This window comes from Streptomyces sp. NPDC020780 (assembly GCF_044334475.1).
GTDB lineage: Bacteria > Actinomycetota > Actinomycetes > Streptomycetales > Streptomycetaceae > Streptomyces.
The window spans coordinates 14946-27543 of sequence record NZ_JBIRTB010000013.1; the positions used below are offsets into that span (position 1 = coordinate 14946).

The window sequence follows — 12598 nt, forward strand, 5'->3', positions numbered from 1 at the left end:
TGACGCCATGGCTGCCCGTACGAAATCCGCGAAGGACCGGCCGTCCTACCGCTGCACCGAATGCGGCTGGACGACCGCCAAGTGGCTCGGCCGCTGCCCCGAGTGCCAGGCCTGGGGGACGGTCGAGGAGTTCGGCGGCGCCCCCGCCGTCCGCACCACCGCGGCCGGCCGGGTCTCCACCGCCGCCCTGCCGATCGGCCAGGTGGACAGCCGGCAGGCCACAGCCCGCTCGACCGGTGTCGGCGAGCTGGACCGCGTCCTCGGCGGCGGGCTGGTGCCCGGCGCCGTCGTGCTGCTGGCGGGCGAACCCGGCGTCGGCAAGTCGACCCTCCTGCTCGACGTGGCCGCCAAGGCGGCGAGCGACGAGCACCGCACCCTGTACGTCACGGCCGAGGAGTCCGCGAGCCAGGTGCGGATGCGGGCGGACCGGATCCGGGCGATCAACGACCATCTGTACCTGGCCGCCGAGACCGACCTGTCCGCGGTCCTCGGGCACCTGGACGCGGTCAAGCCGTCGCTCCTCGTCCTGGACTCCGTGCAGACCGTCGCTTCCCCGGAGATCGACGGGGCGCCCGGGGGCATGGCACAGGTCCGCGAGGTCGCGGGCGCGCTGATCCGGGCGTCGAAGGAGCGCGGCATGTCCACGCTCCTGGTCGGCCACGTCACCAAGGACGGCGCCATCGCCGGGCCGCGGCTGCTGGAGCACCTCGTCGACGTCGTGCTGTCCTTCGAGGGCGACCGGCACGCCCGCCTCCGGCTCGTGCGCGGCGTCAAGAACAGGTACGGGGCCACGGACGAGGTCGGCTGCTTCGAGCTCCACGACGAGGGCATCACCGGTCTCGCCGACCCCTCCGGGCTCTTCCTCACCCGGCGTGACGAGCCCGTACCGGGCACCTGCCTGACCGTCACGCTGGAGGGGAAGCGCCCCCTCGTCGCCGAGGTGCAGGCGCTGACGGTCGATTCACAGATTCCCTCGCCCCGGCGCACCACCTCGGGCCTGGAGACCTCACGCGTCTCGATGATGCTGGCCGTCCTGGAGCAGCGGGGCCGGATCAGCGCGCTCGGCAAGAGGGACATCTACAGTGCGACGGTGGGCGGCGTGAAACTCACCGAGCCCGCCGCCGACCTGGCGATCGCCCTGGCGCTGGCCAGCGCGGCCAGCGACACACCCCTGCCGAAGAACCTCGTCGCCATCGGCGAAGTCGGCCTCGCCGGGGAGGTCCGCAGGGTGACGGGAGTGCAGCGCAGGCTTGCCGAGGCCTATCGTCTCGGGTTCAAGCACGCCCTTGTCCCGCGTGACCCGGGGCAGATCCCCTCCGGTATGAAAGTCACGGAAGTCGCCGACATGGGTGACGCCCTCAGAGTCCTCCCGCGCCGGTCTCGCCCGGACGGACCACAGGAGGACGGCGCACGCCGGTAGACTTTGCCCTGGTCTCGCCCGCCCGTACGCACGGTATGAGGGACGCAAGGGCACCGAAACCTGTGACCGGAGGAGTGCAGTGGCAGCCAACGACCGGGCGAACGCGCCCGGAAAGTCCGGCCAAGGCACGGGCAACGAGGCGTTGATGCGCGCCTCGTTGAGCGCGGTCGCACCCGGAATGGCCCTCCGCGACGGCCTGGAGCGCATCCTCCGCGGCAACACCGGCGGACTGATCGTCCTCGGTATGGACAAAACGGTCGAATCCATGTGCACCGGTGGTTTCGTGCTGGACGTGGAGTTCACCGCGACGCGGTTGCGTGAGCTGTGCAAGCTGGACGGCGCGCTGATCCTCGACAAGGACATGACCAAGATCCTGCGGGCCGGCGTGCAGCTGGTCCCGGACGCCTCCATCCCCACCGAGGAGACGGGCACCCGCCACCGCACGGCCGACCGCGTCTCCAAGGCGTGTGGCTTCCCGGTCGTCTCGGTCTCCCAGTCGATGCGCCTCATCGCCCTGTACGTGGACGGCGAGCGCCGGGTCCTGGAGGAGTCCTCCGCCATCCTGTCCCGCGCCAACCAGGCGCTCGCGACGCTGGAGCGGTACAAGCTCCGGCTGGACGAGGTCGCCGGGACCCTCTCCGCCCTGGAGATCGAGGACCTGGTGACCGTCCGGGACGTGACGGCGGTCGCGCAGCGCCTGGAGATGGTGCGCCGGATCGCCACGGAGATCGCCGAGTACGTCGTGGAGCTGGGCACCGACGGCAGGCTCCTCTCGCTCCAGCTGGACGAACTGATCGCGGGCGTGGAGCCCGAGCGGGAGCTGGTCGTGCGCGACTACGTCCCCGAGCCGACCGCGAAGCGGTCCCGTACGGTCGCGGAGGCGCTGACCGAACTGGACACCCTCACGCACACGGAACTACTCGAACTCCCGGTGGTGGCACGGGCACTGGGCTACAGCGGCTCGCCGGAAACCCTGGACTCGGCGGTGTCGCCGCGGGGATACCGGCTGCTGGCGAAGGTGCCCCGGCTGCCCGGGGCCATCATCGAGCGGCTGGTGGAGCACTTCGGCGGCCTGCAGAAGCTGCTCGCCGCCAGCGTGGACGACCTCCAGACCGTGGACGGCGTCGGCGAGGCCCGGGCCCGGAGCGTGCGCGAGGGTCTCTCGCGGCTCGCCGAGTCGTCGATCCTCGAGCGGTACGTGTAGGGGTTCCCGCTCACGTCGTCGGGGGGCCGGACCGGGGCCTCCCTGCCGGCCTCTTGCCTCGTTACCCGCCGGAGGGGGCCTGCGCCGCCGGATGCGGACCTCGGCCACCGGCTGCGGTTCTCGCCCGACGGCCGGCCCGGAGCTGACCGATCCGTCCTGGCATGGCGGGGCCAAGCTCCCGTTCAGGCGTCAGTCCGCGGCGAGCGCGGAATCAGTCCACGGCGAACTCCGCGTGAGTCCACGGCGAGCGCGGAGTCAGTCCGCGGCGAGCTCGGTGTCAGTCCTTGGCGAGGACGAACGACACCCGCCGGAGCGGTTCGCCGGGCACCCGCGCCTCCAGGAGGTACGTGCCCGGCGACGCCTTCGCCGCAGCCGGGGTCGCGCACTTCGGAGTGCTCGTCGCGCGGTCCCACTTCACGGTGTGGACGACCGTCGCACCCGCCGGAATCTTCAGGAACACCGGGCCGGCCGGCGCCGGGCAATCCTTGGAGGACCACACCTGTTCGTCCTCCTCACCGGCCTCGGTGACCGTCAGCACCGCGCTCTTCGGGCCGAAGTCGGCCTTGCAGTCGCCGGCCGAGGTGTTCCGCGCGGTCAGCCGGAACTCGGGCTTGTCGTCGGGGCCGTACGTGTTGTCCGTCTCGAGGCCCAACTGGAGTGCGGAGGGGGCGCAGTTCGGGAGGGCCGAGCCGGCCGGCACCTGTACGGCCGGCGTCCCGGTCCCGGTTCCGCCCGCGCCTGGTCCCGCATCCGTACCCGCCGCGGCGGAGCCACCCGTTTCCGTCGTGCCGGAACCTGCCTCGTCCCCCGCTCCGGTGCCGCCGTCGCCGCCGCCGGCACCCGTGTCCGTACCGGCGTCACCACCGCCGGACACTCCCGACTCGTCGCGCCCGCCGGGCGGTTGGCCGATGACCGGGCCGGAGCCGGAGGGGCCGGGGGTGATGGAGGGGGCGGGACCCGAGTCGCCCGACTTCGCGTCGTCCTTCTTCCCGTCGCCGCCGGCCGAGGTGACGGCCCACACGGCCACGGCCGCGAGCAGCGCGATCACCAGCACGGCTACTGCCCTCCGTCGCCAGTAGATGCTGGAGGGAAGTGGCCCGACCGGATTGCGCATAGATCCCACGCTCAGAACTCTACGAGAGTCCGGGGCCAACTCCGGTCCCCAACCGCCGCTCTGATCGACAAGTTTTCCGGATCATCATCACGGCGCGGCCGTTCACTTCCGCTTCCGTCCGCTTTGCCCCACTCGGGCCCAGCCGGTCGCCGCCGAAGGGTCAGAACGGGTGGCGTTATCACCCCGTGAGCCCTCAGCCGGGCCGACACCTCCGTGGCCGTGCCCGATGTCCCGCCTTCCGTGCCAGGATCGTAGGTGCGATGACTGCCACGACTGCGACACACACGCCCCCCGCCTCCCTCCACGACCCCGTCATCGGGTGGTTCGAGCAGCACGCCCGCGATCTGCCCTGGCGACGCCCCGAAGCGGGCGCCTGGGGCGTGATGGTGAGCGAGTTCATGCTGCAGCAGACTCCCGTCAGCCGGGTCCTGCCCGTCTACGAACAGTGGCTGGCCCGCTGGCCGCGCCCCGCCGACCTCGCCGCCGACGCGCCGGGTGAAGCGGTCCGCGCCTGGGGCCGGCTCGGTTACCCCCGTCGCGCGCTACGCCTGCACGGGGCCGCGCAGGCGATAACGGAACGGCACGGCGGCGACGTGCCGCGCGAGCACGGTCAGCTGCTCGCACTGCCCGGGATCGGCGAGTACACGGCGGCGGCCGTGGCCTCGTTCGCGTACGGCCAGCGCCACGCCGTGCTGGACACGAACGTCCGCCGGGTCTTCGCCCGGGCCGCCTCGGGCATCCAGTACCCGCCCAACGCCACCACGGCGGCCGAGCGCAAGCTGGCCCGCGCCCTGCTCCCCGACGAGGAGGAACGCGCGGCCCGCTGGGCAGCCGCCACGATGGAGCTCGGCGCGCTCGTCTGCACCGCGAAGAACGAGGACTGCACGCGCTGCCCGATCTCCGGGCAGTGCGCCTGGCGGCTGGCCGGGAAGCCCGCCCACCAGGGCCCCGCGCGCCGCGGGCAGACGTACGCCGGTACGGACCGGCAGGTGCGCGGGCGGCTGCTCTCGGTGCTGCGTGACTCCGTGGTCCCCGTGCCGCAGTCGGCGCTGGACGCGGTGTGGGAGGAGCCCGTGCAGCGGGCCCGCGCCCTGGACGGGCTGGTCGCCGACGGCCTGGTCGAGCCGCTGGCGAACGGCCGGTACCGGCTTCCCCTGACCTGAGGCGGCACCTCCCGGCGGACGCACGGCTGTCCTGCGGCTGTTACACAACCGATGGACAGCCGTGCGTCCGCGTACGGCTGCTCCGCACACCCTCGTGACAAGCCCTCCGTAACGTCGGCGACGCCGGCGACGGGACCACCTGCCGGCAGCGGGGCCACGGGGATTTCACGGTGACGGAGGCGGTTGTGGTGGAGCAGGGCCAGGTGCTCGAATTCGAGGAGTACGTACGCACCAGGCAGGACGCACTGCTGCGCAGTGCCCGCCGGCTCGTCCCCGACCCCGTGGACGCGCAGGACCTGCTGCAGACCGCCCTGGCGCGCACCTACCGCCGTTGGGAGGGCATCGCCGACAAGTCCCTCGCCGACGCCTATCTGCGCCGCGTCATGATCAACACGCGTACGGAGTGGTGGCGCGCCCGCAAGCTCGACGAGGTCCCCACCGAGCAGCTCCCGGACGCGAGCATCGACGACGGCTCGGAGCAGCGCGCCGACCGCGCCCTGCTCATGGACGTCCTGGGCGTCCTGGCTCCGAAGCAGCGCAGTGTCGTCGTGCTGCGACACTGGGAGCAGATGAGCACGGAGGAGACGGCCGCGGCGCTCGGTATGTCGGCGGGTACGGTGAAGAGCACGCTGCACCGCGCGCTGGCGCGGCTGCGCCAGGAACTGGAGGACCGTGCCGCCCGGAGCCGCGAGGCCGAGCGGACACCGGCGCCGCTTCCGGCACGGATTCCGGCGCAGCGGAAGAGGCGTCACGACGAGCGGGAGCGGGAGCGGTGCGCGGCCTGACAGGCAGCGGTAGCGGCACGGACGGTGCGGCGGCCGGCAGAAGTGGCGGGCGCGGGGCGGGCCTGGCGGCGGGCAGCACGGCGTTGGCCGGGCTCGCCGCCCTCGGGCTGTTCTGCGCCGGCTGCTCGACCGGCGGTACGGGTACCCGGGACGAGGGTCCGGCGGGCAGCAGGCCCGCCGTCCGGGTCACGTCCTCGCACACGGTGCCGTCCGGAACGGCGAAACCGTCCCCGAAGATCAACGCCGTGATGCTCGTCAAGGGTGACCCCAAGGTGAGCCGGCAGCTCAGGGACGGCCTGAAACCGTGCACGGGCGACGAGTACCCGGTCGACACCTCGTACGGCTCGCTCACCGACGGGCCGGCGGCCGACGTCGTGGTCAACGTGATGACCTGCGGTGATTCGGTGGGAGTCGGCACCTACGTCTACCGGGAGGTCCGGGAGGGGTCGTACGAGAACGTCTTCAGCGCGGAGATCCCGGCGGTGTACGGCACCATCGACCGGGGTGACCTGGTGGTGACCACCCAGGTGTACGGCTCGAAGGACGCGGTGGCCTACCCCTCCGGCGAGGACGTGATCACGTACCACTGGACGGCCGGCCGGTTCACCGAGACCGACCGGGTGCACAACGACTTCAACCGTGCCGTGAGCGCCGGGGAAGGCGCCGTTCCCGGACCCGAGAAGACGCAGAACTAGAGCGTGTCCCGAAGAGCGCCGTCCGCCCTCGGCAGACGGCGCTGACCAGGCGCCGAACGCGACGCCGAACCAGCCGGAGAACTGAGAGCCGCACCGTATGGCCGAGACCCACGTCCTCTTCGTCGAGGACGACGACGTCATCCGCGAGGCCACCCAGCTCGCACTGGAGCGGGTGGGCTTCACGGTCACCGCGATGCCCGACGGCCTGCAGGGCCTGGAGGCCTTCCGTGCGGAACGGCCGGACATCGCCCTGCTCGACGTGATGGTGCCGGGCCTGGACGGGGTCAGCCTGTGCCGCCGCATCCGCGACGAGTCCACCGTGCCCGTGATCATGCTGTCGGCCCGGGCCGACTCCATCGACGTCGTGCTCGGCCTGGAGGCCGGGGCCGACGACTACGTCACCAAGCCGTTCGACGGGGCGGTGCTCGTCGCCCGCATCCGGGCCGTACTGCGCCGCTTCGGCCACGCCTCCGGCCAGGGAGGGCAGCCCCGCACGGCGGTCGGCGGGGCACCGGACGAAACCGGCGGGGTGCTGGTCTTCGGCGATCTGCGGATCGACACCGAGGGCATGGAGGTCCGCAGAGGAGGCGCCCAGGTGGGCCTGACACCGACCGAGATGCGGCTCCTGCTGGAGTTCTCCTCGGCGCCCGGCACCGTGCTCTCCCGGGACAGGCTCCTGGAGCGGGTCTGGGACTACGGCTGGGGAGGGGACACCCGGGTCGTCGACGTCCACGTCCAGCGGTTGCGGGCCAAGATCGGTCAGGACCGGATCGAGACGGTCCGCGGCTTCGGCTACAAGCTCCGCGCATGAAGCGGCTGGCCTTGCGGACCGGTGTCCGCTGGAAGATAAGCATCGCGATCGCCGCGGTCGGCGCGCTCATCGCCGTGGCGCTGAGCCTCGTCGTTCACAACGCCGCCCGCGTCTCGATGCTGGACAACGCCCGCGAGGTGCAGCTGGAACGGCTGCTGTTCGCCCAGCGGCTGTATGAGGCGTCGAGCACCCAGAAGCCGGCCCCCAAATTCGGCGCCAAGCTCAACGACCCGGCCCTGCCACCGAGCCTGCGCGCACAGATGCGGGAGAACAGGCGGGCCACCCACGTCGACGAGTACGCGGGCGGGGTGCCCGACGTCTGGGCTGCCGTACCGCTGGCCAACGGCGACGTCCTGTCCCTGCACACCCCGTTCGCCGACCGGAGCGCCACGATCACGGGCGACCTCGACCGGGCTCTGATCATCGGCTCCGTATCCGTCGTGTTCGGCGGCTGCGCCCTGGGGGTGCTGATCGGCGGCCAGCTGTCCCGCCGGCTGCGCAAGGCCGCCGCGGCGGCGGGCAAGGTCGCCCAGGGCAATACGGACGTACGGGTACGGGAGGCCGTCGGCGGCGTCGTACGGGACGAGACGGACGAGCTGGCGCGGGCCGTGGACGCGCTCACGGACGCGCTGAACGAACGGATCGAGGCCGAGCGCCGGGTCACCGCGGACATCGCCCATGAACTGCGCACCCCGGTGACGGGGCTGCTCACCGCCGCCGAGCTGCTGCCCCCCGGCCGGCCCACGGAACTCGTACGGGACCGGGCGCAGGCGATGCGCACCCTGGTCGAGGACGTGCTCGAGGTGGCCAGGCTGGACAGTGCCTCGGAGCGGGCCGAGCTGCAGGAGCTGCCGCTGGGCGAGTTCGTCGGCCGGCGGATCGCGGCGCTGGATCCGGAGATCACGGTACGGGTGGTCCACGAGTCATGGGTCTCCACGGATCCCCGGCGCCTGGAACGCATCCTGGGCAATCTGCTCGGCAACGCCGCCAAGCACGGGGCCGGTCCCGTCGAGGTCACGGTCGAGGGCAGGGTCGTGCGGATACGCGATCACGGGCCCGGCTTCCCGGAGTCGCTGCTGCGGGAGGGGCCGAGCCGGTTCCGTACGGGAAGCAGTGACCGGGCCGGGCAGGGCCACGGCCTGGGGCTGACCATCGCCGCCGGTCAGGCGCGGGTCCTGGGCGCCCGGCTGACGTTTCGCAACGCGGCTCCGGCGGGGGCCGCGGAGGGTACGGGCGGGGCGGTCGCCGTGCTCTGGCTGCCCGAGCACGCGCCGACGAACACGGGGAGCTTCCCCGTCCTGCGGGAGGGGACCGGCGGCTGAGGGCTGACGGGCGGGCCACGGAGGGATGGGGCGTGCAGGCGCTGGGCGGCTGCCGACGGCCGGCCCGACACGGCTCACCGGCTCCCGGCGCCCGCCTTCCGGCTCCCGGCGCCCGCCTTCCGGCTCCCGGCGCCCGCCTTCCGGCTCCTGGCTCCCGGCTCCCGGCTCCCGGCTCACTGACCCTGACTCGGCCACAGGCACCCGTCCCCTGCTGCCGCCTTCCGGCTCACCGCTTCCGGGAGACGGGGCCCGGAGGGCGGAAAGGGGGTGGGCCCCGGAGGCTTCGTCCCGCCTCCGGGGCCCACCCTTCTGCCCTGGGCGCGGACGCCCGGGCCGTACTCCCGTACGCCTGCTCAGACGGCCTGCGACTCCTTGGCGTCCGCGGCCTGCGGCTGCGCCGTACCGCCGTCGCCGTCGGAAGCGGCCTCCGGCTTCGCGCTGCCCCGCAGAGGTACCTCCTTGACGAAGAGCGACGCCAGCAGGGCGACCACCGCGACCGAGCCGCCCACCAGGAAGGCCAGGTGGGTGCCGGAGGCCACCGCGTACTCGTACGCCTCGCGCATCGCGCGCGGCAGCTTCGCCAGGCTCGCCGCGTCCAGCTGGGCGGACTGCGCGGTGGCTCCCCCGCCGCCGCGTGCCGTCATCTCGTCCTGCACCCGGCCGGTGAACAGTGCGCCCATGATCGCGACTCCGAAGGAGCTGCCGAGCGTCCGGAAGAGCGTGGTCGTGGACGAGGCGACGCCCATGTCCGGGAGCTCGACACTGTTCTGGGCGACCAGCATCGTGATCTGCATCAGGAAGCCCATGCCCGCGCCGAGCACCGCCATGTAGACGCCGGAGGTGAAGCGCGTGGTGCCGGTGTCCATCGTGGCCAGCAGGAACAGGCCCGCGATCATCAGCACGCTGCCCGCGATCGGGAAGATCTTGTACTTGCCGGTGCTGGTGGTGATCCGGCCGGCGATCAGCGAGACGACCATCATGGCGAGCAGCATCGGCAGGAGCAGCAGTCCGGAGTTGGTCGCGGACGCGCCCTGGACCGACTGCTGGAAGAGCGGCAGGAAGAGCACCGCACCGAACATCACGAAGCCCGCCATGAAGCCGACCACGGACATGAGGGTGAAGTTGCGGCTGCGGAAGATGTGCAGCGGCATGATCGGCTCGGCGGCCTTCGTCTCGACGAAGAGGAAGCCGACGAGGGAGGCCACGCCGAGGGCGATGAGCTCCATGATCACGGCCGAGTCCCATGCGTACTCCGTGCCGCCCCAGGTGGTGACCAGCACGATCGCGGTGATGCCGACGGTGAGCAGGACGGCGCCCAGGTAGTCGACCTTCGCCTTCCTCCGCTCCTTGCGGGGCAGGTGCAGCACCGCGGTGACCATGGCCAGCGCGACCGCGCCGAGCGGCAGGTTGATGTAGAAGCTCCAGCGCCAGCCCAGGTGGTCGGTGATGGTGCCGCCGACCAGCGGTCCGCCGATCATGGCGATGGCCATCACGCCGGCCATCATGCCCTGGTACTTCCCCCGCTCGCGGGGCGGGACGAGGTCACCGATGATCGCCATGACGCCCACCATGAGGCCGCCCGCGCCGAGGCCCTGGACGGCCCGGAAACCGATCAGCTGGCTCATGTCCTGAGCCATTCCGCTCAGCACCGAGCCGATCAGGAAGATCACGATGGACGTGAGGAAGATGCCCTTGCGCCCGTACATGTCGCCGAGCTTGCCCCAGATGGGGGTGGAGGCGGCGGTGGCCAGGGTGTAGGCGGTGACCACCCAGGACAGATGCGCCATACCGCCCAGATCGCCGACGATGGTGGGCATCGCGGTGCCGACGATCAGGTTGTCGAGCATGGCCAGCAGCATCGCGATCATCAGCGCGAGAACCACCACCCGGACGCTGCGCGCCTGCGGTTCCGGTTTCCCGTCCGCCGTCGATTTCCTCAGTTCCGTCATGTCGTCCGCTCCCCTGGTCCCCTGCTGTGCGATCCGCCGCCGGCCCGACACTTACTTGCCGCCCGGCTAGTTGGCTACACTGAGGAAAGTAGACCCGTACTAGCCGGGCGTCAAGTAAGTTCTGGGAGAGTCGCATGGGCAGCACGCCGCAGCCGCGCCGGGGCAACACCCGCCAGCGCATTCAGGACGTCGCCCTGGAGCTCTTCGCCGAGCAGGGGTACGAGAAGACCTCGCTCCGCGAGATCGCAGAACACCTGCAGGTCACCAAGGCGGCGCTGTACTACCACTTCAAGACCAAGGAAGAGATCCTCAACAGCATCTTCGAGGACCTGAACCGGCCCGTGGAGGATCTCCTCGTCTGGGGCAAGGAGCAGCCGCGCACCCTGGAGACGAAGAAGGAGATCCTGGTCCGCTACAGCGAGGCGCTCAGGGCGGCCGCCCCGCTCTTCCGCTTCATGCAGGAGAACCAGGCGACGGTACGCGACCTGACCATCGGCCACACCATCAAGCACCGCGCTATCGCGCTGGTGGATCTGATCAAGGAGCCGGACGCCCCGCTCACCGACCAGGTCCGCTGCTTCACGGCCCTGTTCGCCATGCACGCCGGGATGCTCGCCCTCCAGGACGCCGAAGGCGACCCCGAGGAGAAGCGCAAGGCTGCTCTCGAGGTCGCCGTCGAGCTGGTCACCCGTGCCCACCACGATCAGGGCTCGGCCGGGCCCGCCGCGTAGGGCGGACGCCGGACGCGTCAGATGGAGACGTGCACGGAGTTCAGGAACGAGACCGGGTTGATCGCCGAACCGTAGTTCGGGGTCGTGCGGATCTCGAAGTGCAGGTGCGGGCCACTGGAGTTCCCGGTGTTGCCGGACAGGGCGATCTGTTCGCCCGTCTTCACGTGGTCACCGATGTTCACCTGGATCTTCGACAGGTGGGCGTACTGGGAGTACTTCCCGTTGGAGTGCTTGATCACGATGGCGTTGCCGTACGCGGGACCGTCGCCGCCCCCGTTCGGGCCGGCCTTGACGACCGTGCCGGAGTGCGCGGCCTCGACCTTGGTGCCGATCGGGACGGCGAAGTCCTGACCGGAGTGCTTGTGGGCCCAGCGGGAACCGCCGGTGCCGTAGGTGGCACTCAGCACGTAGTGCGCGACCGGCGCCTCCCAGGAGGCGGCCTTCTTCTTCGCGGCCTCGGCCTTCTTCTTCGCGTCGGCCTTCTTCTTCTCGGCCTTGTCCGCCGACGCCTTCTTGGCGGCGGCAGCGGCCTTGCTCTGGGCGGTCGCCTGCTGGGCGACGGAGTCGGCAGTGACGGAACCGGCGAGGGCCGCGGTGCCCGCGCTACCCGTCGTGCCGGACGCGAACGCAGCGCCCGCGCCGAACACCATCGACACACCCAGGCCTGCGGCCACGACGGCACCGCTCACACGGGGCATGGACGGGCGGCGGGAGGACTGGAACGTAACGCGCTTCGACATGCGGGGAGAACCTCCGGGGTGACTGGACCCGACGCTCCGGCCGGGCTTGCTCCACCTTGGTAACCCGCACCCCCGGAAACACTCAAACACCCCATCTACGATGAAAAGCCGTAGAAGGTGCCACGGGAATGCACCGCGACAGCCACGCGGAACCTCCGCCGAACGAGGTCGCACCTGACTCCTCGGATCAGGTTCAACTCCAGACGGAACGCCACCTTAAGGGGCAGTAGGGCACCTTTTCGGACAGATAACCACGAAGCGGGAGGCTCCCCGGGTCCTGCCGCGCGCCGGACCGTTGAACGATCAAGGATTTTTCCCCTATGCGCGCTAGTAGGCCCGAAATCGCCTGTGCGCCTTGTCACCGCCGGTGGGCCCGAAGACTGTCCGTTTCGGGACCTTCGGCCCCCGGGGCCGCACACTCACGCGGCGGGCATCCCCTCAGCGGGCGCGAGGTCTTCATGGCTGACGTGGGACAGTGCCGACGCCCCAGGGGTCCCAGGCCCACGACCGGGACGGCAGGCCCCGGAGCTTCCAGGCCGCGTCCGGGGCTTGCGCGCCACCCCGCGTCCCCCAGACCACGTCCAAGGACCCGCAGAACTCCCCGGCCGCGCCTCCGGGCTTCGCGCCCCGGCCGCCGACCGGGCACGCGCAAGAGCAGCCCGGC

11 protein-coding genes are annotated in these 12598 nt (G+C 71.5%); 8 read left to right on the forward strand and 3 right to left on the reverse strand.

From position 1 onward, the window contains the following. The first annotated feature begins 7 nt into the window (after window positions 1-7). Complete coding sequence (gene radA / locus ACH4VO_RS23930) at window positions 8-1420, forward strand: DNA repair protein RadA (protein ID WP_360991070.1); 1413 nt, start codon at window positions 8-10, stop codon at window positions 1418-1420. Window positions 1421-1499: 79 nt separating this feature from the next. After that, on the forward strand, window positions 1500-2624 hold the full coding sequence (gene disA, locus ACH4VO_RS23935; RefSeq protein ID WP_360991073.1) for a DNA integrity scanning diadenylate cyclase DisA: 1125 nt from the start codon (window positions 1500-1502) through the stop codon (window positions 2622-2624). A gap of 277 nt (window positions 2625-2901) precedes the next feature. Here the strand turns inward: disA and ACH4VO_RS23940 are convergent, their stop codons facing one another. Beyond that, entirely contained in the window at window positions 2902-3738 is an 837-nt protein-coding gene (locus ACH4VO_RS23940; protein ID WP_360991458.1) for a hypothetical protein, read from the reverse strand. Between the two features lie 260 nt (window positions 3739-3998). Here ACH4VO_RS23940 and ACH4VO_RS23945 point away from each other — a divergent pair, with 260 nt between their 5' ends. The 5 genes from ACH4VO_RS23945 to cseC all read left to right on the forward strand — a co-directional run bounded on the left by ACH4VO_RS23945 (window position 3999) and on the right by cseC (window position 8514). Next, a complete protein-coding gene (locus tag ACH4VO_RS23945; RefSeq protein ID WP_360991075.1) occupies window positions 3999-4901 on the forward strand; it encodes an A/G-specific adenine glycosylase in 903 nt (300 codons plus the stop codon). A gap of 188 nt (window positions 4902-5089) precedes the next feature. Further along, the gene (locus ACH4VO_RS23950) at window positions 5090-5686 is read left to right on the forward strand and encodes a SigE family RNA polymerase sigma factor (protein WP_360991461.1); all 597 of its coding nucleotides are present in this window, start codon (window positions 5090-5092) and stop codon (window positions 5684-5686) included. Further along, entirely contained in the window at window positions 5674-6381 is a 708-nt protein-coding gene (locus ACH4VO_RS23955; protein WP_360991078.1) for a hypothetical protein, read from the forward strand. Before ACH4VO_RS23950 ends, ACH4VO_RS23955 begins: the two co-directional genes overlap by 13 nt. A gap of 97 nt (window positions 6382-6478) precedes the next feature. Continuing rightward, window positions 6479-7192, forward strand: a complete 714-nt coding sequence (gene cseB / locus ACH4VO_RS23960) for a two-component system response regulator CseB (RefSeq protein ID WP_360991081.1) — start codon at window positions 6479-6481, stop codon at window positions 7190-7192. After that, window positions 7189-8514 (forward strand): two-component system sensor histidine kinase CseC, encoded by a 1326-nt coding sequence (cseC, locus tag ACH4VO_RS23965; RefSeq protein ID WP_360991084.1) that lies wholly within the window; start codon window positions 7189-7191, stop codon window positions 8512-8514. The genes cseB and cseC overlap by 4 nt, the downstream gene beginning before the upstream one ends. A gap of 353 nt (window positions 8515-8867) precedes the next feature. On the opposite strand, the gene ACH4VO_RS23970 is transcribed toward cseC, so the two are convergent. Next, the gene (locus ACH4VO_RS23970) at window positions 8868-10463 is read right to left on the reverse strand and encodes an MDR family MFS transporter (protein WP_360991087.1); all 1596 of its coding nucleotides are present in this window, start codon (window positions 10461-10463) and stop codon (window positions 8868-8870) included. 134 nt (window positions 10464-10597) lie between these two features. On the opposite strand from ACH4VO_RS23970, the gene ACH4VO_RS23975 reads away from it, so the two are divergent. Next, window positions 10598-11194 (forward strand): helix-turn-helix domain-containing protein, encoded by a 597-nt coding sequence (locus ACH4VO_RS23975; RefSeq protein ID WP_360991090.1) that lies wholly within the window; start codon window positions 10598-10600, stop codon window positions 11192-11194. Between the two features lie 17 nt (window positions 11195-11211). Here ACH4VO_RS23975 and ACH4VO_RS23980 read toward each other — a convergent pair whose 3' ends face one another. Next, window positions 11212-11934, reverse strand: coding sequence for a M23 family metallopeptidase (locus ACH4VO_RS23980; RefSeq protein ID WP_360991093.1), 723 nt, complete (start codon window positions 11932-11934; stop codon window positions 11212-11214). Between the last annotated feature and the right edge of the window lie 664 nt (window positions 11935-12598).